Source organism: Shinella sedimenti, assembly GCF_022601905.1.
In the GTDB taxonomy this organism is placed as follows: domain Bacteria; phylum Pseudomonadota; class Alphaproteobacteria; order Rhizobiales; family Rhizobiaceae; genus Shinella; species Shinella sedimenti.
This window is the reverse complement of sequence record NZ_JAKVIN010000007.1, coordinates 314,403-332,389: the sequence shown is the minus strand read 5'-3', so window position 1 is coordinate 332,389 and position 17,987 is coordinate 314,403. Positions and strand designations below refer to the sequence as shown.

Here is a 17,987-nt window from a genome sequence, read left to right as displayed (position 1 = left end):
ATGACCCGCGAAACCATTCTTTCCAATGCGAAAATCATACTTGAGGATCGGGTTCTCAGTGGCTCACTGATCATGCGCGACGGCCTCATCGCCGATATCTCCGAAGGTCCGTCAACGGTCGGCGAAGACATGGAAGGCGATTTCCTTATTCCTGGTCTTGTCGAGCTTCACACCGACCACCTCGAGGCGCATTATTCGCCGCGTCCCGGCGTCCGCTGGGGCAAGACCGCAGCGATCCAGTCCCATGATGCGCAGGTGGTCACGTCAGGTATAACTACCGTCTTCGATTGTCTGCGCATGGGCTCGGATGCGGACGGTGGTTTCGAAAAGGGCGAGATGCGCGCCATGGCCGACGCGCTCTCCGAGGCGCAGGCCGAAGACCGTTTGCGCGCGGAACATCTCATTCATCTTCGGTGTGAAGTTTCTACTGATAACGTATTGGATCATTACGCAGAATTCGAGAACGATCCCATGGTCCGTCTCGTCTCCCTGATGGATCACGCGCCGGGGCAGCGGCAATTCCAGACCATGGACCAGTACGTTCTCTACTACCAGAAGAAGCGCGGTCTTTCGGATGCCGAGTTCGCGGGATTCTGCAAGCGGCAGCAGGAGCTTTCGGCTCGCTATGCCAAACCGCATCGCGATGCCATCGCCGCATCCTGCGCGGCGCGCAATATCTCGGTCGCCAGCCATGACGACGCGACGCTCGAGCATGTCGAGGAGGCCATTGGCTACGGTATCCGTCTGGCCGAATTCCCGACCAGCGTCGAAGCGGCCAAAGCATCGCACGGCGCGGGCATGAGCGTGCTCATGGGCGCCCCAAACATCGTGCGTGGCAAATCCCATTCCGGCAATATCGCCGCGCGCGACCTTGCCAAGATTGGGGTGCTCGACGTCCTGTCCTCCGACTATGTGCCCTTCAGCCTGATGCATGCGCCCTTCATTCTGGCCGACGAGGTCGAGGGTATCGACCTTCCGACGGCGATCGCGATGGTCTCGACCACGCCCGCCCGCACTGTCGGTCTCGAGGATCGCGGTGCGATTGCCGCGGACCTGCGCGCCGATATCGTGCGCGTGCGCCGGCCGGATGGCGTGCCGGTCGTTCGTTCAGTCTGGCGCCAGGGTCGCCGGGTGGCATGAGCGTAGAAGCGAACCCGCAAGCGCTGCCGACTGCCGCTGGCACGATGGTTGTGGTCGTCGGTCCGAGCGGCGCGGGCAAGGACAGTGTCATGTCTTACGCCGCCCGTCATTTCGCCCGCGAGGCATGCGTGCAGTTCGTGCGCCGCGTCATTACCCGACCTGCGGACGCCGGCGGGGAGGCGCATGAGGCCACCGATGCAGAGGGCTTTGCACGGCGCAGATCGGAAGGCGGCTTTGCCGTGTCATGGGACGCCCATGGCCTTTCCTACGGCATTCCCGCAGAGACGCTGGCGCAACTGGAGAATGGCGTGACGTTGGTTGCGAATGGCAGCCGTTCGGCACTTCCGGCTTTTGTGGCGGCCTATCCCCGTCTCACTGTCGTGCTGGTCACGGCCCGCCCGGACATCCTTGCCGAGCGGCTCGCGGCTCGGGGCCGCGAGACTGCGGATGCGATCCGCAAGCGCCTTGCTCGCGCTGCTCCGGAAATCGTTGTTGCAGCCGACACCGTCGTCATCGACAACAGCGGCGCGTTGGAGGATGCCGGAGAAGCGCTCGTGTCGCTTCTGGCAGCCACTTTGGCTGCGAAAGGTTAGGTCAGGCGTTCTTCAAGGATTTATAGGCCGCCAGGGCGCGTTCGCGCGCCTTGGCGTGATCGACGATCGGCTTGGGATACGTCGTGCCAAGCTCGACCCCCGCCTTTTTCAGCATGTCCGTGGGCGCATCGAACGGTTTGTGGATGAAGGCCGCGTCGAGATGCTCCAGCTCCGGCACGAAGGCGCGGACATAGGCGCCATCAGGATCGAATTTTTCGCCCTGCAGGATGGGATTGAAGATGCGGAAGAAGGGTGAGGCGTCCGCGCCCGATCCCGCCACCCATTGCCAGTTGGCCGGGTTCGAGGCCGCGTCCGCATCTACAAGCGTATCGCGAAACCATTTCTCGCCATGCCGCCAGTCGATCATCAGATGCTTGATGAGGAACGATGCCGTGATCATGCGAACACGGTTGTGCATCCAGCCGTGCTGCCAGAGCTGGCGCATGCCGGCATCGACGATCGGGTAGCCCGTCATGCCCCGCGTCCACAGCTCGAAATCCGTGCCCGCCTTCTCCCACGGAAAGTCGTCGAAGCGCTCGTTCCAGTTCTTTTCGGCAAGCGCGGGAAAATGGAAATGCAGATGGTGGCAGAACTCCCGCCAGGCCAGTTCCTTGCGGAAATGGATCACGTCGTCCACCGGCGCTTTCAGGCCGCGCGTCGCATGCCAGACGCGGGCAGGGGAGATTTCACCGAGCGCCAGATAGGGCGACATTCTGGAGGTGGCGTCGAGTGAGGGGTGGTCGCGGTCCACCTTGTAGCCCGCGATGGCGCCTTCCACGAAGTCGTCTAGGCGTTCGCCTGCTGCCGCCTCGCCGGGCGTCCAGATTTCCTTGAAGGACGCTGCCCAGTCCGGTTTGGCAGGCAGCAGTTCCCAATCATCAAGCGTATCGGACAGGGGCACCTTCGCTGGAGCTTTGAGGTGAGCCGGTGCTTCAATTGGTTCAGGCGGTTCGCCCTCACGCTCCAGCGCTTTCCAGAAGGGTGTATAAACCCGATAGGGCTTTTTCTCGCCTGTCAGCAGGCGCGTCGGATCGTGCAGCAGCTGCCCGGCGAAACTGCGCACATCGATACCCTCGGCCCTGAGATCGCGCTTTATCTCCGTATCGATGGAAATGCCCGCCGGATCGTGCCTGCGGTTCCAGTAAAGTGTGTCAGCGCCCGTCTCTTCGATCAGCGTTCGAAGAGCACTGTTTGCCGCGCCGTGGCGCAACACGAGCGGTGAACCGGCTTTTTTCAGCGATGTCGCGAGCGAGGCGAGCGCGTGATGCAGCCACCAGGCTTGGGCGGCACCCAGCGGCCCTGTGCCCGCTGTGACCGGCTCGCGGATATAGACGGGGATCACCGGACGTCCCGTGTCGGTGGCCGCGGTAAGGGCAGCATTGTCATCCAGGCGAAGGTCCTTGCGGAACCAGACAATGACGGGCGCTTCGTTCTTCGTCACCATCTCAACCTTTCGGCAGCGGGCGCGTGAGGATGAAGGTGGCGCTTCCCGCTAGCACCAGCCCGACGATGATCGCTAAAAGTGGCGATGGCTGTGTGCGATACCAGAAGAAGCCGTAGCTCGCGACGATCAGGGAAACAGCCATCGTTTTCGCCCGTGCCGATATGGCACCTTCGCGTCGCCAGTTCGTCAGCGGTGGTCCGAGCGTGCGGTGGTTGAGCAGCCATTGCTCGAGGCGCGGCGAGGATCGCGAGAAGCACCAGACCGCGACGAGAAGGAACGGCGTGGTCGGCAATAGTGGCAGGAAGGCGCCGACAATGCCGAGCGCCGTCATGAAAAGGCCGGCCAGCATGTAGATCCAGCGCACGGGAACCTCGTCTTGGGAGTGGTCGAGGTCCAGATAGAGCGCTTTTCGCCGGCTTCCAAGGGGGCAGGACGCCGCGGCGGACGAAAAGGCCGCCGCCGGCGGATCAGATCGACTTGTCGGCTGCGGCCTTCGCCGTTTTCGCCTTGGCGGGAACTTTAGCGGCTACTGGTTTTTCCGCCTTGGCTTCCTTCTTCTTCGGCTTGGCCGCCTGCGCCTTCGCAGGCTTCGCCTTGCCTGAGATTTCGATCAGCGGCTTCTTGGCGGCCTTCTTCGCGACCGCGCCCTTCTCGAAATCGGCGTGTTCCCGTTCAGCCTGATCCCAATGGTCAGCGTCGCGCCCGTCAGGCCGACCGGCTTCCTCCCAGATCGTATAGGCTCTCTTCCTGATCCATTCCTTTCGCGTATCCGTCATCGCTGGTCCTCGAGTAAGAGTGAATTGATGTCGTGCGCGCGCCGCGGTTGGGACCGCCGAAGCTGCGGCACGAAATTCTCCGGTTCCGTCGGCCTTCCCGCGTCACCAGTCTTCAACCGCCCACGACACCGTCAACCGGAACGTGGGTGGGCCTGCTTTGTGCGATTCGCTTGAGAAGGATGCGCCCAAAGGGGCGGGGCTTCAAGCCGGCCTGCATGCGTCGTCGAACATGGTTTTCCCCGGAAACGGAAAATCATCCTGTCAGACGCGGCAAATCGTTGCAATTTTGGAAAAATTTCATGCTCGCGGGTGGACAGCGCCGATCCGGCCAACGTATTGTCTGGATACGAAAATATCCATCAAAGACAAGCGAATCGAAAGGCAGGCGTTTGACGGGATCAAGGCGACAGTATCGGCCGTTTTATCCGGCGTTCTGCCTCCTCTGCTCTACGTTCACCTGCATTTTGCTCCTGGCATTCGCGCTCTCGGCTCCCGCATCTGGTAGCGTGACCCCACGCGTCCTTGTCCATGGCACGCAGAAGAGCGCCGGTTCTCTTGCTGCTTCCGCGCGTGTGGAGGGGGCGAAGGGGCAGGTCGCCGGAAAGCTGATGTCTTCGGACGGGCGCGGTGTCGAGCTGGTCTGTGAGCATGAAGCCGCGTTCTTCGGGGCGTTCTGCTCTGCTGCCGGCGTGGGACCGGGCCGCACGCGTTCTTTCGCCGATAGCCATCTCGTGACATCGGCGGCGCGTGCGCCGCCTGCGAATATCGCCTGACGCCGTTCGATCATTGCGGATCGCGCGGCTTTGCATGGAGCCGGCGCGCCGGCGTGAAAGAAGCACCGACGTTCGAAAGCGATCGATTAAACAATGACAGGTGAAATGGTTCTGGTCCTGCTGGTCTGCCTTCCCTTTTTGGGAAGCCTTGCGGCGATCATGCTGCTCCGGACGGATTCCCGCGTTCTCGCTGCCCGCATGGCTGGCGCCGTGACGTTCCTGTGCCTGGTGCTGACGGCTGCCGTGTATCCCGCCGTTCGCTCCGGTGGAAAGCTTCGGCTCGATATCGAGTGGCTGCCGCAGTTCGGCCTGAACTTCACGCTGCGCATGGATGGTTTTGCCTGGCTTTTCGCCATGCTGATCGCGGGAATTGGCTGCCTCGTCGTTCTCTATGCCCGCTACTATATGTCGGAAGAAGATCCGGTTCCGCGCTTCTTCTCCTTCCTGCTCGCCTTCATGGGCTCGATGCTCGGCATCGTTCTCTCCGGCAATATCATTCTGCTCTCGGTGTTCTGGGAGCTGACCAGCATCTTCTCCTTCTTGCTGATCAGCTACTGGCACAACAATGCCACGGCGCGTGACGGCGCGCGTATGGCGCTCACGATAACGGGCATCGGCGGCTTCTGCCTGCTGGCAGGTCTCCTCGTGCTTGGCCATATCGTCGGCAGCTACGATCTCGACGTTGTTCTGGGGGCGGGCGACCAGATCAAGGCTCATCCGCTCTACTTGACGGCGCTGGTTCTGATCCTGATCGGCGCGCTCACGAAAAGTGCGCAGGTGCCCTTCCATTTCTGGCTACCGAACGCCATGGCGGCGCCGACGCCGGTCTCCGCCTATCTGCATTCAGCAACCATGGTGAAGGCGGGCGTCTTCCTTCTGGTCCGCTTCTGGCCTGCATTGTCGGGCACCTATGAATGGTTCATGCTGGTCGGCATTGCCGGCACCTGCACCCTGCTGCTCGGCGCCTATTTCGCCATGTTCCAGCAGGACCTGAAGGGTCTGCTCGCCTATTCGACGATCAGCCATCTCGGCCTCATCACCACACTGCTCAGCCTCGGTAGCCCATTGGCCGCGGTTGCGGCGATCTTCCACATGATGAACCACGCAACGTTCAAAGCGTCGCTCTTCATGGCTGCCGGTATCATCGACCATGAAACGGGCACCCGCGACATGCGACGATTGAGCGGGCTCTACAGGTACCTGCCGATCACGGGTACGCTCGCCATGGTGGCGAGTGCCGCCATGGCCGGTGTGCCGTTGCTCAACGGGTTCATTTCCAAGGAAATGTTCTTCGCCGAGGCGGTCGAAACGCATGCCGATTCCATGCTGGACCGCATGCTGCCCTATATCGCGACGCTCGCCGGCGCCTTCTCCGTGGTGTATTCGCTCCGCTTCATCCACACCGTCTTCTTCGGTCCGGCGCCTCTGGATCTCCCAAAGCCGAAGCCGCACGAGCCGCCGCATTGGATGCGCTTCCCCGTTGAGTTTCTGGTGCTGGCATGCCTCGTCGTCGGTATTATCCCCGGCCTCTCAATCGGGCCGTTCCTCCATTCGGCCGTTGTCTCGGTGCTCGGCGATCGCACGCCCGAATATAGCCTCGCCATCTGGCATGGCATCAACACGCCGCTCATCATGAGCATGATCGCGCTTGCCGGCGGTGTCTTGCTTTATATCTTGCTGAAGGATTATCTCGCCCGGTGCGACGATGGTCCGCCGCTTTTCCGTCATCTTGCCGGACAGCGTATCTTCGAGCGCGTGCTGGTCACCTTGTCGTGGAAATGGGCGCGTTGGATGGAAAGCCGCTTCGGCACGCGTAATCTCCAGCCGCAGTTGCGCCTGATTGCCGCCGCGGGCCTGCTTGCGGGCGTGGTGCCGCTCTACATGGCCGGCTTCACGCCGGCGCCAGTCGCCTTCAGCGGAGTTGATCCCATCTTCGCGGCTATCTGGTGCATCGGCGCGTTCTGCGCGCTTGCCGCCGCCTACCAGGCGAAGTACCATCGGCTGGCCGCCCTCGTGTTGCTCGGCGGCGCTGGTATCACCACCTGCATTACCTTCGTCTGGCTTTCGGCGCCCGACCTCGCCATCACGCAGCTCGTGGTGGAGATCGTAACGACCGTGCTGCTTCTGCTCGGGCTGCGCTGGCTGCCGAAACGCTACGAGAAGGTCGACAACTCCGTGACGCTCGCCGCGCGCGGGCGTCGCTTCCGCGATTTCCTGCTCGCCGTTTCCTGCGGCTTCGGCATGTTCCTGCTGTCTTACGCGATCATGAAGCAGCCTGTGCCGGATGCCATCGCCAGCTATTTCCTGGAGAAGGCCTACACGGAAGGCGGCGGGCGCAATGTCGTCAACGTCATTCTCGTGGACTTCCGCGGCTTCGACACGATGGGCGAGATCGTGGTGCTGGCGATCGTGGCGCTGACAGTCTTCGCACTGCTGCGCCGCTTCCGCCCCGCCGCTGACAGTATCGAGAAACCCGAACAGCAGCGCATCCAGGCTGCCTATGACGACGAGCGCCCCGAGCGCTCGGCCGGCGATACGGTGCGGGACTACCTGCTGGTGCCGTCTGTCATCATGCAGTGGATGTTCCCGGTCATCGTCACCTTCGCGATCTACCTGTTCATGCGCGGCCATGATCTGCCGGGTGGCGGGTTTGCCGGTGGTGTGACCATGGCGATCGCCTTCCTTCTGCAATATCTCGCGGGCGGTGTGCGTTGGGCGGAAGACAGGCTGCGCATCCTGCCCCTACGCTGGATGGGTTTCGGCCTTCTCGTGGCGCCGCTCACGGGTATGGGCGCCTGGCTATTCGGCTATCCGTTCCTGACGTCTCATTCGCAATATCTCGACGTACCGTTTATCGGAAAGGTGCCGATGGCATCGGCGCTGATGTTCGACCTCGGCGTCTTCTCCCTAGTCGTCGGTGCGACCGTGCTGATCCTCATCGCGCTCGCCCACCAGTCCATTCGTACGCATCGGGTTCGCAATCTCGACGCCCCCAAGGCGGAGGAAGCCTGATGGAGCTCGTTCTCGCAATCGGTATCGGCATCATGACGGGATCCGGGGTCTGGCTCCTGCTGCGCCCGCGCACCTATCAGGTGATCATCGGTCTTTCGCTGTTGTCCTATGCCGTCAACCTCTTCATCTTCGCTGTCGGTGGCGTGAAATCCAATGCGGCGCCCCTCCTGGGCGAGGGCGTCGACACCTCGACGCTGACCGATCCGGTGCCGCATGCGCTGGTGCTGACGGCGATCGTCATCGGCTTTGCGACCACGGCCCTCTTCCTCGTTGTGTTGCTGGCCGCACGCGGCCTGACCGGCACGGACCACGTCGATGGTAGGGAGCAGCCGAAATGAGCGGCTGGCAGCAAAACCTCATCATCGCGCCGATCCTCATTCCGCTGCTCGCGGGCGCGCTCCTGCTATTCTTTGACGAGCGCCAGCGCGTCGTGAAGGCCATGATCAGCGTGGTGTCGTGCCTCGCGCTCGTCGCCATCGCCGTCAGTCTGTTCCGCCTTGCAAGCTATGGCCCGGAGCGGTTTGAGGGTGTCTACATGCTGGGCAACTGGCCGGCACCCTTCGGCATCGTCCTGGTTGTCGACCGGCTTTCCGCTCTGATGCTCGTGCTGGCCTCCATCCTCGCCGTTCCAACGCTGGTCTACGCGCTGGCACGCTGGCACGCGGCGGGCGCGCATTTCCACTCGCTTTTCCAGTTCCTGCTGATGGGCCTGAACGGCGCCTTCCTGACGGGCGACCTCTTCAACCTCTTCGTCTTCTTCGAAGTCATGCTGGCGGCTTCCTACGGTCTCTTGATGCACGGCTCCGGCCCCATGCGCGTCAAGGCTGGTCTGCATTATATCGCGGTCAACCTGGCTGCCGCGCTGTGCTTCCTGATCGGGGTCAGCGCCATCTATGGTTCCGCCGGCACGCTGAACATGGCCGATCTCGCGGTGCGCATCGGCGAGATCGAAGGCGACCGGCGCATGCTGCTGGAGGCGGGCGCCGCCATTCTCGGCATTGTCTTCCTCATCAAGGCGGGCATGTGGCCCCTGAACTTCTGGCTTCCGGCCGCCTACAGCGCGGCCACGGCGCCCGTTGCCGGCATCTTCGCGATCATGAGCAAGGTCGGCATATACGTCATCCTGCGGCTTTCGCTTCTGGTGTTCGGCCAGGGCGAGTCTGCAGGGCTAGGCCTCAATGTCCTGCTCTACGGCGGCATGGCGACCGTGGCTTTCGGCACGATCGGCGTTCTCGCGTCCCAGGCGCTGGGACGACTTGCGAGCTACTCCGTGCTTGTATCGTCGGGCACGCTGCTTGCCGTGCTCGGCCTCAACAACGGCATGGTGACGGCCGGGGCGCTGTTCTACATGGTCAGCTCCACGCTCACCATCGCGGCATTCTTCCTGCTCATCGAACTGGTCGAGCGTGGCCAGGACGCCGGCGCCTCGGTTCTCGCGGTGACGATGGAAGCCTATGGCGATGCTGACGAGGAAGAGCAGGAGGTCGAGGTGGGCGTGACCATGCCTGCGACCATCGCCGTGCTCGGCGTCTGCTTTGCCGCCTGCGGTATCCTGCTTTCGGGCCTGCCGCCGCTTTCCGGTTTCGTGGCGAAGTTCGCCATGCTGACGGGCATGATCGGCAGCGGCGTTTCCGCCGACGCGCCGATTCCGGCGTCCGTCTGGTGGATCGTGGCGCTCCTCATCCTGTCGGGGCTGGCCGCACTCATCTCCATGACACGCGCCGGTATCCGCACTTTCTGGGCCTCGATGGAAGGCACCGTTCCGCGCGTCCTCGTCATGGAGATGGCACCGGTGTTGCTGCTGATCGCGATGACGCTCGCGCTCACCGTGCAGGCCGGTCCTGTCATGCGCTATATGGAAGAGACCGTCAGCGGCCTTCAACAGCCGGCGACCTACATCGATGCGGTGATCAATGCCCGCCGTGTCGGTGTCGAAGAACCCAGCGGGCCCGAAGGCGGGGGAGGGATCTGACATGCTGCCCTATCCGCTGTTGAGCGCATCCCTCGTCATCATGTGGCTGGCCCTGAATGGTTTCACGCTCGGCCACCTCATCCTCGGCTGCATCGTCGCCGTCTTCGCGTCCTGGGGCATGGCGTCGCTACGTCCTGCCAAGCCTCGCCTGAGGAAATGGTATCTGCTGCCCAAGCTCGTCGGCATCGTGCTCTACGATATCGTGCGGTCGAACATCGCCGTCGCATCGATCATCCTCGGCGGACACGGACGTCAGTTCAAGTCCGGCTTCATTACCGTTCCCCTCGACGTCGAGAGCCCCATGGCGCTTGCGGTTCTCGCGGTCGTCGTAACGAGCACGCCGGGTACGGCCTGGCTTGAGTACAACTCGTTGAACCGGACGGTGCTGATCCACGTGCTCGACCTTGTCGACGAGGCCGAGTGGCAAACCCTGATCAAGGGGCGTTACGAAGCGCTGCTGATGGAGATCTTCGAATGAGCCAGACCATTCTCGCCGTTTCCCTTACATTCGCTCAGGTCTGCCTTGCCATTGCCATGGCGCTTGCTGCTTTGCGCATGTCACGCGGACCGCGGGCGCAGGATCGCGTGCTCGCGCTCGACACGCTCTATGTGAACTCGATGCTGCTGTTGATGGTCTTCGGCATCCGCACCGGCAAGGACATCTATTTCGAAGCGTCGCTGGTCATCGGCATGCTCGGCTTCGTGGCGACGGTGGCGCTGGCCAAGTTCCTGATGCGCGGAGAGGTCATCGAATGAACATTATGGATCACGCGGTCGACCTGCCGGTCTGGGCAGCGCTTCTCGTCTCGTTCTTTCTCGTCGTCGGCTCTGGGTTGACGCTGATCGGCACGATCGGTTTTTCGCGCCTGCCGTCTTTCTATGAGCGCATTCATGCGCCCACGCTCGGCACCAGCTGGGGCACCGGCGGCATCGTCATGGCCTCGATGATCTTCTTCACCGTGCTTGCCACGCGACCGGTCATCCATGAAATCCTGATCGGCATCTTCGTGACGGTCACGACGCCGGTCACCCTGATGCTGCTCGCCCGCGCGGCCCTTCACCGGGACAGGGCGGAAGGCAACCCCGACGTACTGGCGGAAGTGTCTCCCGACGAGCCGAAACGCGGACCTGCGCTCGGCGAGTGAGGCCGGGTTTTACCCGCAGAATTTTGCGCATTTCATCCGCCTGCGGCAAATCCTCGGCGGGTCAATGTCTTGCGTACTTCTGGACCATCTTGAGGGCGCATCGAAACGGGATCGTGATAAGGATTCTGCGCCGCTCCAAAGACATTGTTAACCTTCATTTCCTAACCATCTACGCATTCCTATCGGCAATGATCGTCGAGTGTGCAGGTTCATGCGTATTTCCAGAACAAACTTCTATCCGATCCTCGAATCCGAAACGGAAGCCGACGAAAACGCGTCGGATTTCTTTCATGACGACAATGGTTTGACCGAAGAGGTCGTGCCGGAAGAAGCCTGGATCGCCGAAGAGCCGCCGGTGGCCAACGACGATACCTATCGCCCGCGCTTCCGCTCGCCCGCACTCCGCAGCTACGATCCCGGCCAGTATGCCGACGGTAGCTGGGAGAGCCATTTCTATCTGGCGCCCAATGTCCGCTTCACGCGCACGCCCGACAAGGTCTCCGCAAAGATCGATGAGGCGGCGGCCGAAGCTGCAGCGAGTACCGAATCAGTCATCGATCCGCAACCCGCGTTGACCATCGAACCTGCCGCCGAGTCGCAGCCGACTCAGCTTTCGCAGGCGGAACTGCTTCAGCGTCTGCGTGAAGCGCTCGACGAACGGCGCCGCCGCTTCGAGGCGCAGCAGGCGCCCCAAGGCGTGCCCGCCGATCCTGTTCCCCAGTTCGTCCAGGCGGTCGTAGCCGCCGCGACGCAAGAAATACCGGAAGATGCCGCAGTCGTGTTCAAGCCTCAAAGCCCCATTCGTTCGTCCTTCCTCGCGCCGAAGCCTGCGCCGGCCGCTGAGGCCGCGCCGGTCGTGAAGGCCGATATCCACGCCGCCATCGACCGCTTTGCTCATCTCTCCGATCATGCCTTCTTCGAAACCATGACCCCGGATGAAAAGCTTGTCGCCGCGCCCGTCGTCATGCCTGTTTCCGATCGCAGGGTTGCCTCCGTCGTGCGTATGCCGCCGCCGGTTGCCGAAACCACCGCCTCGAAAATCCCTGTCGTTGCAGAACAGAAGGCCGGACCGGCCTCCATCGCCTCGCTCTTCCGCGTCGTCGAATGCCGTCCGGCATCCGGCCGCAAGCCTGAAACACAGATCGTGTCCGTGCCGAGCGTCGCTGTGGTAGCCGCCGAGCCCGTTGTCGCCGTCCAGCCGGTTGCCGAGGCCGTTCAGCAGTCTGCGCCCGCCGTCTTCCAGATCCCGCAAGTGCCAGTACAGGTACCCCCGGTCGCCGTCGTCGAACCTGTTCGTGAAGCTCCGTCTTCGGTTCTGTCGCGGGCGCGGCCGTTCGAGGTGACCATGGCAACGCCTATGGGCGACACCTACGAGTATCCTCCGCGCGAACTGCTGCAGGAGCCGCCGCGCACCGTCGGCTTCGTGCTGACGCAGGAGCAGCTCGAGCAGAATGCCGGTCTTCTCGAAAGCGTTCTGGAGGATTTCGGCGTTCGCGGCGAGATCATCCATGTCCGCCCCGGTCCCGTCGTCACGCTCTACGAATTCGAGCCGGCACCGGGCGTCAAATCCTCGCGCGTCATCGGGCTTGCCGATGATATCGCGCGCTCCATGTCGGCGCTTTCGGCCCGTGTCGCCGTCGTGCCCGGCCGCAACGTCATCGGCATCGAACTGCCGAACGCGACGCGCGAGACCGTCTACTTCCGCGAGATGATCGACTCGCCCGATTTCGCCAAGACCGGCTTCAAGCTGCCGATATGCCTGGGCAAGACGATCGGTGGCGAACCCGTCATCGCCGAACTGGCAAAGATGCCGCATCTTCTCGTGGCCGGCACGACCGGCTCGGGTAAGTCCGTCGCCATCAACACCATGATCCTGTCGCTGCTCTACCGGTTCCGCCCGGAAGAATGCCGCCTGATCATGGTCGATCCTAAGATGCTGGAACTGTCCATCTATGACGGCATCCCGCACCTGCTGACCCCCGTCGTGACCGATCCCAAGAAGGCCGTCATGGCGCTGAAATGGGCCGTGCGCGAAATGGAGGACCGGTATCGCAAGATGTCGCGCCTCGGCGTGCGCAACATCGATGGCTACAACAACCGCGTGGCCGCTGCCCGAGACAAGGGCGAGACCATCTCGATCAGCGTGCAGACCGGCTTCGACAAGGGGACCGGCGAGGCGATCAACGAGGAACAAGAACTCTCGCTGGAGCCGATGCCCTATATCGTCGTCATCGTCGATGAGATGGCCGACCTCATGATGGTCGCCGGCAAGGAGATCGAAGGCGCTATCCAGCGGCTCGCCCAGATGGCGCGTGCGGCTGGCATCCACCTGATCATGGCGACGCAGCGCCCCTCGGTCGATGTCATCACCGGTACGATCAAGGCGAACTTCCCTACCCGCATCTCCTTCCAGGTGACATCGAAGATCGACAGCCGCACGATCCTTGGAGAGCAGGGCGCCGAGCAGCTTCTCGGCCAGGGCGACATGCTGCACATGGCTGGTGGCGGCCGTATTTCCCGCGTGCACGGTCCCTTCGTCTCCGATGAGGAAGTCGAGAAGGTCGTGCTGCACCTGAAGGCGCAGGGCCGCCCCGAATATCTCGAGACGGTCACGGCCGGCGAGGAGGAGGAAGAGGAAGAAAAGCCCGCTGCCGGTGGCGCCGTCTTCGACAAGGGCGATATCGCGGCAGAGGATGGCGACGATCTCTACGAGAAAGCCGTCAAGGTCGTGCTGCGGGATCGCAAGTGCTCGACGTCCTACATCCAGCGCCGCTTGGCCATCGGTTATAACCGTGCAGCCTCCCTCGTCGAGCGCATGGAGAAGGAGGGCCTCGTCGGTGCCGCCAATCATGTCGGCAAACGTGAGATCATCAGCGGCGAACGCAACGCCAGTGCCCCGCAGGAGATCGGTGAGGAGGACTGAGAACGTGCGCCGGGCGATTGCCCCGACTTCGGGCAATAGTCCTACTTATTTGAATTGCCGATCTTTTTTCCATCCGGCCCGTGCATGCGGGCCGGATTTTTGCTGTCCGGCCGAGAAAATTCGACGCCGTCCCCGATTTAATCGATTTGGCCTTCGGCGCGGTCCTGAGCCGCTGTTGCATCTGCCAGATGATGTGTGAATAGTGCCGCCGACCCCGATACCATGCATCCAAGGGAGGACAGGAATGGCCTTGATCACCATGCGGCAACTGCTCGATCACGCAGCGGAAAACGACTACGCACTGCCCGCATTCAACGTAAACAACCTGGAATACATCCAGGCAGTCATGCGCGCGGCGGATGCAACGGACTCTCCGGTGATCCTGCAGGCCAGCCGCGGTGCGCGCTCTTACGCGGGCGATGCCTTCCTGCGCCACCTCATTCTCGGCGCCGCCGAGGAGTATCCGCACATTCCCGTCTGCCTGCATCTCGACCACGGCGACCAGCCTTCGACCTGCATCTCGGCCATCACGAACGGTTTCACGTCCGTCATGATGGACGGATCGCTGCTGGCCGACGGCAAGTCCATCGCCAGCTACGAATACAATGTCGACGTTACCGCTGAGGTCGTGAAGATCGCGCACGCCGCCGGTGTTTCGGTTGAAGGCGAGCTTGGCTGTCTCGGCAACCTTGAAACGGGCGCCGGCGAGAAGGAAGACGGCCACGGCTTCGAAGGCAAGCTGACGCGCGAGGAACTGCTGACCGACCCCGACCAGGCTCTGGATTTCGTTTCCAAGACCGGTGTCGATGCGCTTGCCGTCGCTATCGGCACGAGCCATGGCGCCTACAAGTTCACCCGCGCGCCGGATGGCGACATCCTGTCGATTGAGACGATCGCAAAAATCCATGCCAAGCTGCCGAACACCCACCTCGTCATGCATGGTTCGTCTTCGGTCCCACAGGATCTGCAGGACCTCTTCACCGCTTATGGCGGCGAGATGAAACAGACATGGGGCGTTCCCGTCGCCGAGATCCAGAAGGCGATCCCGCTCGGGGTGCGAAAGGTCAATATCGACACGGACCTGCGTCTCGCCATGACCGGCACCATCCGCAAGAACTTCAAGGAAAAGCCGGAGAATTTCGACCCCCGTACATACCTGAAGCCGGCGACAGCCCGCATGCAGGAGGTTTGCCGCGAGCGCTTCGAGGCCTTCCGCACCGCCGGCAAGGCCTCCGGCATCCGCGTCAAGCGCCTGCCGGAAATGGCGAAATTCTACGCGGCAAGCTAAGCTTCCATCATCGACTTTCATGCCCTCCCGGTTCTCGCCGGGAGGGTTTTGATTTGACGTTTCAAGCCGCAGGAATTCGTTGCGAGGCGCCGCACGTCCTCGTAAAAGATGGCACAATCCAGTTGGAAGCGGACCATCGCGACAGCGTGGCCGGTGCGAGGACGACATGAGCGTGGAACAGGCCCTGACAATCGCAGATCTCAAGGAACAGGCGCGTCGAAGGGTGCCGAAGATGTTCTTTGATTATGCGGATTCCGGAGCGTGGACCGAGAGCACCTACCGTGCCAACGAAGAAGATTTCCGAAAGATCAAGCTGCGCCAACGCGTGCTGGTCGACATGACCAATCGGTCGCTCGCCAGCGAGATGATCGGAGAGAAAGTATCCATGCCGGTCGCTATCGCGCCCACCGGCTTTACGGGCATGCAGCACGCCGATGGTGAGATGCTGGCTGCGCAGGCGGCGGAGGAATTCGGTGTTCCCTTCACGCTCTCCACGATGAGCATCTGCTCGATAGAGGACGTGCGCTCCGTCACATCAAAGCCTTTCTGGTTCCAGCTCTATGTGATGCGGGACCGGGACTTCGTCCGGAGCCTTGTCGACCGCGCCAAGGCGGCGGGCTGCTCCGCGCTCGTCCTGACGCTCGATCTTCAGATCCTCGGGCAGCGCCACAAGGATCTGCGCAACGGCCTGTCCGCCCCGCCGCGTTTCACGCCCAAGCACGTCTGGCAGATGATGACGCGGCCGTTCTGGTGCCTCGACATGCTGGGCACCAAGCGCCGCACCTTCGGCAACATCGTCGGCCACGCCAAGGGCGTCGGTGATCTTTCATCGCTTTCGTCGTGGACATCCGAACAGTTCGATCCGCAATTGTCGTGGAAGGATATCGAATGGATCCGGGACCTTTGGGGCGGCAAGCTCATCCTCAAGGGAATACTCGATGAAGAGGATGCGCGCATGTCGCTGGGCAGCGGCGCGGACGCCATCATCGTATCCAATCATGGCGGACGCCAGCTCGACGGCGCGGCCTCGTCGATCAGCATGCTGCCGCGCATCGTCGATGCCGTCGGCGATCAGATGGAAGTTCATCTCGATGGCGGTATCCGCTCCGGCCAGGACGTGCTGAAGGCACTTTGCTACGGCGCAAAGGGCACCTATATCGGCCGCCCCTTCCTTTACGGGCTCGGCGCGGGTGGCAAGGCCGGCGTACGACGCTCGTTGGAGATCATCCGCCGCGAACTCGACACCACCATGGCGCTATGCGGCGAGCGCGACGTGACGAACCTCTCGCGCGACAACCTGCACAGGGACGCTTGACGCAGGACTGGCACGGTCGGGCGGTTCGTGCGAGAGTAGTGGTATGAGCAAAGGCCACGGCATATCGAAGGACCTCGATCGTCGCATCGATGCGCTTGCTGCGCGCTCCTTGCTGACGCGTGGTCAGATCATTGAGGACGCGCTCGCACATGGCCATTCGCTCGCGTGGCAGGAAAAGTGGATCGAAGGTGTCGAGGCGGGTCTTGCGGACGCCGACCGGGGCGATTTCTTTAGTGAAGACGAGATCGCAGTTGTCCTCAGCAAATACGAACCTTGACGGACGCCATGACGCACGTCGTCTGGACCCGACGCTATCCTCGTGAGCTGGAAGTGATCGGAGAGGATATTGCCGATCACAATCCCAAGGCAGCAGCGTCCAGGCGATGTCGTCTCCGGCCGAGGCGGCTGCTGGCGGCTAATCCCTTTACTGGACGTGTCGGCGAAATCGAAGGTACCAGGAGCTTGTCATTCCGGATGCGCGCTATACCGCTGCCTAGCGCGTTCTGGACAAGCGCGTTGAAGTGCTTTTCGCGCAGAACGGCGCGTGAGCGGCTTGAAATCCCCTGACTGTCAGCCGCCCTCGAAGCCCTGCAGGACATTCACGGCGTTGACGCCGAGTGCGCCCGTCGCATAGCCGCCTTCCATCGCGAAGAGCGTCGGCAGATCGAAATCTGCGATGCGACGGCCGATTGTCAGGAAGTGTTCGCTCTCCAGTTTGAATTGCGAGATCGGGTCGTCCTTAAATGCATCGACGCCGAGCGAGATGACGAGCGCGGTCGGCGCATAGGCCCGGATTTTCTCGTGCGCATCCTCGAAAGCCGCCTGCCATTGCGGCCACGGGGTGCCGGCGGGGAGGGGATAGTTGAGGTTGTAGCCGTCGCCCTTGCCTGTGCCGCGTTCGCGGGCATAGCCGAGATGGAAGGGAAACTCGAAGTCAGGGTCGCCGTGCAGGCTGGCTAGCAGCACGTCGTCGCGGTCGTAGAAGATTTCCTGCGTACCGTTGCCGTGGTGGTAGTCCACGTCGAAGATCGCGACGCGGGCGTGGCCTTTATCGAGAAAGCGCTGGGCGGCGATGGCCGCATTGTTGAGGTAGCAATAGCCACCGAAGAAATCGCGCCCGGCATGATGGCCGGGCGGACGGCACAGCGAGAAGGCGGCACACTCGCCGGAAAGCACGGCATCCGCGCCCGCCAGGGCGGTGTCGGCAGCACGTTTCGCGGCCTGCCAGGTCGTTTCGGTGATCGACCCGGCCATGTCGAAGGAATAGTAGGACAGCCGTGCATCGAGGCCCGAGGGCGGTGTGTCGATGGATGGCATGGAACGATGGCGCCAGCTATAGGGCCAGACCTCGCCGTCGCGTCCGGCCGCCCGCCACTCGGCAAAGACATTTTCCAGGAAGTCGAGATAGTCAGGCGTATGGATGCGCTCGATGAGCGCGCGCTCATAGCTCGGCGGCTCGACGACCGGGCCGAGCGCGACGTCCTTCACGCGCCGCAGCACGATCTCCGCGCGTTCCGGCATTTCGAAGGTTTCCACGATGCGGCCAAAGGACAGTTCCATGCCACTGTGATGCAGGTGATGGTCGGCGGTGTAGAAGGTTTTCATG

Annotated in this window: 17 protein-coding genes; 13 read left to right on the top strand and 4 right to left on the bottom strand. The window is 62.4% G+C overall.

Going from position 1 to position 17,987, the window contains the following annotated elements; genetic code table 11:
* On the top strand, positions 1–1,140 hold the full coding sequence (locus MKI86_RS17860) for an alpha-D-ribose 1-methylphosphonate 5-triphosphate diphosphatase (RefSeq protein WP_241603728.1): 1,140 nt from the start codon (positions 1–3) through the stop codon (positions 1,138–1,140).
* Positions 1,137–1,733 (top strand): phosphonate metabolism protein/1,5-bisphosphokinase (PRPP-forming) PhnN, encoded by a 597-nt coding sequence (gene phnN / locus MKI86_RS17855; RefSeq protein WP_241603520.1) that lies wholly within the window; start codon positions 1,137–1,139, stop codon positions 1,731–1,733. Before MKI86_RS17860 ends, phnN begins: the two co-directional genes overlap by 4 nt.
* Position 1,734: 1 nt before the next feature.
* Here phnN and MKI86_RS17850 read toward each other — a convergent pair whose 3' ends face one another.
* From MKI86_RS17850 to MKI86_RS17840, 3 genes are all read right to left on the bottom strand, one after another.
* Complete coding sequence (locus tag MKI86_RS17850) at positions 1,735–3,177, bottom strand: cryptochrome/photolyase family protein (protein WP_241603518.1); 1,443 nt, start codon at positions 3,175–3,177, stop codon at positions 1,735–1,737.
* A 1-nt stretch (position 3,178) separates the two neighbouring features.
* A complete protein-coding gene (locus tag MKI86_RS17845; protein WP_241603515.1) occupies positions 3,179–3,541 on the bottom strand; it encodes a YbaN family protein in 363 nt (120 codons plus the stop codon).
* A gap of 103 nt (positions 3,542–3,644) precedes the next feature.
* A complete protein-coding gene (locus MKI86_RS17840) occupies positions 3,645–3,953 on the bottom strand; it encodes a DUF2934 domain-containing protein (RefSeq protein WP_241603512.1) in 309 nt (102 codons plus the stop codon).
* A 506-nt stretch (positions 3,954–4,459) separates the two neighbouring features.
* On the opposite strand from MKI86_RS17840, the gene MKI86_RS17835 reads away from it, so the two are divergent.
* The 11 genes from MKI86_RS17835 (at position 4,460) to MKI86_RS17785 (ending at position 16,658) form a co-directional block, all read left to right on the top strand.
* Complete coding sequence (locus tag MKI86_RS17835) at positions 4,460–4,726, top strand: hypothetical protein (RefSeq protein ID WP_241603509.1); 267 nt, start codon at positions 4,460–4,462, stop codon at positions 4,724–4,726.
* 93 nt (positions 4,727–4,819) lie between these two features.
* The gene (locus MKI86_RS17830; protein WP_241603504.1) at positions 4,820–7,738 is read left to right on the top strand and encodes a monovalent cation/H+ antiporter subunit A; all 2,919 of its coding nucleotides are present in this window, start codon (positions 4,820–4,822) and stop codon (positions 7,736–7,738) included.
* The gene (locus tag MKI86_RS17825; RefSeq protein ID WP_241603501.1) at positions 7,738–8,076 is read left to right on the top strand and encodes a Na+/H+ antiporter subunit C; all 339 of its coding nucleotides are present in this window, start codon (positions 7,738–7,740) and stop codon (positions 8,074–8,076) included. Before MKI86_RS17830 ends, MKI86_RS17825 begins: the two co-directional genes overlap by 1 nt.
* Positions 8,073–9,710: a monovalent cation/H+ antiporter subunit D gene (locus MKI86_RS17820; protein WP_241603498.1), complete on the top strand. Its 1,638-nt coding sequence runs from the start codon at positions 8,073–8,075 to the stop codon at positions 9,708–9,710. The genes MKI86_RS17825 and MKI86_RS17820 overlap by 4 nt, the downstream gene beginning before the upstream one ends.
* Position 9,711: 1 nt before the next feature.
* Positions 9,712–10,188, top strand: a complete 477-nt coding sequence (locus MKI86_RS17815; RefSeq protein ID WP_241603495.1) for a Na+/H+ antiporter subunit E — start codon at positions 9,712–9,714, stop codon at positions 10,186–10,188.
* On the top strand, positions 10,185–10,466 hold the full coding sequence (locus tag MKI86_RS17810; protein WP_134652430.1) for a K+/H+ antiporter subunit F: 282 nt from the start codon (positions 10,185–10,187) through the stop codon (positions 10,464–10,466). The genes MKI86_RS17815 and MKI86_RS17810 overlap by 4 nt, the downstream gene beginning before the upstream one ends.
* A 5-nt stretch (positions 10,467–10,471) precedes the next feature.
* Entirely contained in the window at positions 10,472–10,855 is a 384-nt protein-coding gene (gene mnhG, locus MKI86_RS17805; RefSeq protein ID WP_241603725.1) for a monovalent cation/H(+) antiporter subunit G, read from the top strand.
* A gap of 211 nt (positions 10,856–11,066) precedes the next feature.
* Positions 11,067–13,778: a DNA translocase FtsK gene (locus MKI86_RS17800; RefSeq protein WP_241603492.1), complete on the top strand. Its 2,712-nt coding sequence runs from the start codon at positions 11,067–11,069 to the stop codon at positions 13,776–13,778.
* 244 nt (positions 13,779–14,022) lie between these two features.
* Positions 14,023–15,066: a class II fructose-bisphosphate aldolase gene (gene fba / locus MKI86_RS17795; protein ID WP_241603489.1), complete on the top strand. Its 1,044-nt coding sequence runs from the start codon at positions 14,023–14,025 to the stop codon at positions 15,064–15,066.
* A 166-nt stretch (positions 15,067–15,232) separates the two neighbouring features.
* Complete coding sequence (locus MKI86_RS17790) at positions 15,233–16,381, top strand: alpha-hydroxy acid oxidase (protein WP_241603486.1); 1,149 nt, start codon at positions 15,233–15,235, stop codon at positions 16,379–16,381.
* A gap of 43 nt (positions 16,382–16,424) precedes the next feature.
* Positions 16,425–16,658 (top strand): CopG family ribbon-helix-helix protein, encoded by a 234-nt coding sequence (locus MKI86_RS17785; RefSeq protein WP_241603483.1) that lies wholly within the window; start codon positions 16,425–16,427, stop codon positions 16,656–16,658.
* Positions 16,659–16,951: 293 nt separating this feature from the next.
* On the opposite strand, the gene MKI86_RS17780 is transcribed toward MKI86_RS17785, so the two are convergent.
* Positions 16,952–17,986 carry a histone deacetylase family protein gene (locus tag MKI86_RS17780; RefSeq protein WP_241603480.1) on the bottom strand — a complete coding sequence of 345 codons (1,035 nt, stop codon included), beginning with the start codon at positions 17,984–17,986 and terminating at the stop codon, positions 16,952–16,954.
* Position 17,987 lies beyond the last annotated feature (1 nt).